This window comes from Bacillus sp. AP50 (assembly GCF_040492675.1).
GTDB lineage: Bacteria > Bacillota > Bacilli > Bacillales > Bacillaceae_G > Bacillus_A > Bacillus_A cereus.
The window spans coordinates 1-3040 of sequence record NZ_JBEUTW010000331.1; the positions used below are offsets into that span (position 1 = coordinate 1).

Genomic DNA, 3040 nt, shown 5'->3' on the forward strand with positions numbered 1-3040 from the left:
TCTTTATACTATAATAAAATTACAACTATACAACTAGAGGAGGTCTCTATTCCATGAATATGAAAGCTACTGCTTTAACAGCAACTACTGTAGCGATTGCTTCTTTACTTCCTTCTATGGGTGAAACAAATGTACAAAAAGCAAACGCTGAACAATTATCTAATATTAAAACTGGGTATGTCAAAGTCGATCAAGTAGCATTACATACAGAAGATAACGTAAAAAGCACATCAATTGATACAATTCGCTTTAATACAAAAGTGAACATCCTTGAAACAACTAATGAGTGGTATAAAGTATCTGTTCATAATAAAGTAGGTTATGTACAAAAAGATGCTATTTTACTAAAAAACAAACTTCATTCTAATGATCAATACATCGTTAATGCTAATGCATTAAACGTTCGCTCTGAACCTAATTTAGAATCTTCCATTTTAGATGTATTACCAAATGGCAAGTTTATTACCGTTCAAGAAGATCAAGGCGAATGGTATAAAATATCGCATAATGGCCAAACAGGTTACGTACAAAAAGCATTCATCTCTAATGGTTCACAACCCTTAGTAAAAGGAATCACCGTTCAAAATAATACAAAATATACTGTTGCAACACCTAATCTAAATGTACGTAGCAACGCTAGTACAAGTAGCGCTCTACTCGGTTCATTACAAAACGGTACACAAGTACAAGTAGTAGAAACTGTAGGAACTTGGTATAAAATTCGTTTTGGCACAGGATACGGATATGTAGCAAAACACTATGTAGTACAAAATCAACCACAAGCTAAAACAGATCAACCTTCATCAATTCCAGCTGCTTTCAAATTCCCTGCTCAAGGAAGAATTAGCTCAACCTTTGATATACGCTGGGAACAAATGCATTATGGTATAGATATTGCCGCTCCAGGGAACGTCTCTATCCAAGCTGCTGCTGCAGGTAAAGTTGTGAAATCTTATTATTCAGCTAGCTATGGCAATGTTGTTTTCATTGCGCATCAAATCAATGGGAAATTATATACAACTGTTTATGCTCATATGAAGGATCGCACTGTACAAGCTGGTGATCAAGTACAAACTGGACAATTAATAGGTCATATGGGAAACACAGGTCATTCATACGGGCAGCATCTTCATTTTGAATTACATAATGGAGAATGGAATTTTGAAAAAACAAATGCAGTAAATCCACTGCCATATTTAGTTAGGTAAATTGTATGCCACGCAATATACCTCTTATAATTGAATACGTAGCCTTTTTAGGTTTAATCTGTTGTTTAATCATTTACAATACAAACATTGTATTTTTATCTATTATTATTGCTTTTGTTGCATTAGAAATTATGATGGAATCATTTCAAGTGCAACTAAAACAAAAAATTGCCCATATTTATAATGCTATTTTTCTTTTGAGTGCTCTCATAACAAATATAATTAGTAATGGCTTTTATTTATCTACTGTATTTCCAGTATTCTTTATGGCTGTTTTATTATTTGTAGCTAGATATATTAATGTCCCTTATAACCAAAAACAAAAACAAGAACAAGAAGCTTAGAAAGAGGAGACACTGTGTACCAATCTTTCAAAGATACTCCAATAAAATACATATTGAATTTGTATAAGAAAGCCAATACTTTTTTTGGTATACAAGGAAGTTATACTGAACAACTTCTCCTATATGGAATGTTTTTTCTTGTCTTAATCACTTTCTCCTTGTTTTACTAACAAAAAAGGATCTCACATAAACTGGAGATCCTTTTTAATTTATATTAATTTTTCATATCGAAAATATTGTTTATCCACAAGCATATTTTTCATAAATAAAGCTCAGATTATATTTTTTCTCTAAGCTCATTCGTTGTTCGTCATCGCACCAATAGAAAAGAATATCATGAATCGTTGCGTAACGCTTATTTTTAAGAAATAGCCTAAAGAATGATGGTAAACAATCATGTAATTGTATAAATATATAATTGCGTAGTGTTTCTTCTTTATATTCAATGCCCTTACAAATATACAGTAATTCTTCACAATAATATGCATGCTGTGGAACTTGTATCATTTCGAAAAATGGCACATAAGATAGTAGCTTTCCAATAAAATGACCGTATCGATCCATTACTCCTATCGTCATATGCTCCATCATTTCTTTCATCACATATAAATAATCATCTACATGCGTTGTCTTTAATGGGTCTAAGCGATCGGAAATTTGAGATAATACAGCTCTTTGACATGCTAAAACTGCCTGACTAGGTCCATAATATGATAGGAAATCTGTACACTTACGATATTTCCGTAATAAATCATGTGTATACAAATCATATACAAAAGTATTACAATACATTGCTAAACTCATCATATCACTATTTAATTGCTCTTTTGATAATGATTTCGCTCTCTTGCACATATAAAAGAATGTAAATTCCAATACTTCTTTATGAGATAATAAATGTTTACAATCGGTTATACACTTCTCATTAAATTTAACTCTATCCCAAATTTCAATATCCCTATCTGTCAATTCACCTATACGATATTTAATAATTAAATAATTTAAAGCAACTGATTGCGTCAAAAGATCCCATGTTTCATATTCCAATGAAGTATGAACAAACTCAGCTAATCCTTGCGCTATCATAAAATCATTTGCCTCTTCATACCAACCAATCTCTTGGCATAAGCGAAGAATACGCACTAAAGTTGGAATTTCATCTTTATGAAACTGCGGTAATTTCTTTGCTTTATTCATGCCATATACGATAAATGCCGCTAAATTTTCTTCTTTATAAAATTCTTTTTCTTTCCATACTAATATAGTTCGTTCTTTCCCCTCACCTTTTGGGTGACAAGGTACAAGCAAAGAAAATAATTCAGCGAAATTATTTGGTTCTATATATGTATCTGTAACCAAATTCCAATTTGGATCGCCCTGTACAGCCTTCATATAATTCCCCTTCCCTTTTCATCTATGTAGGAAATATTAATTTATTATCGCACCACTAAAAATTAATATTGTTATATTCAAAATCTATCATAATAC

At 31.6% G+C, this 3040-nt stretch carries 3 protein-coding genes; 2 read left to right on the forward strand and 1 reads right to left on the reverse strand.

Annotated features, from left to right (window positions below; translation table 11 throughout):
* Positions 1-53 precede the first annotated feature (53 nt).
* Positions 54-1208, forward strand: a complete 1155-nt coding sequence (locus ABWK52_RS21525) for an SH3 domain-containing protein (protein ID WP_001056031.1) — start codon at positions 54-56, stop codon at positions 1206-1208.
* A gap of 5 nt (positions 1209-1213) precedes the next feature.
* Entirely contained in the window at positions 1214-1552 is a 339-nt protein-coding gene (locus ABWK52_RS21530; RefSeq protein ID WP_001137824.1) for a hypothetical protein, read from the forward strand.
* 240 nt (positions 1553-1792) lie between these two features.
* Here ABWK52_RS21530 and ABWK52_RS21535 read toward each other — a convergent pair whose 3' ends face one another.
* A complete protein-coding gene (locus tag ABWK52_RS21535) occupies positions 1793-2944 on the reverse strand; it encodes a DUF3965 domain-containing protein (protein ID WP_000648912.1) in 1152 nt (383 codons plus the stop codon).
* Positions 2945-3040 lie beyond the last annotated feature (96 nt).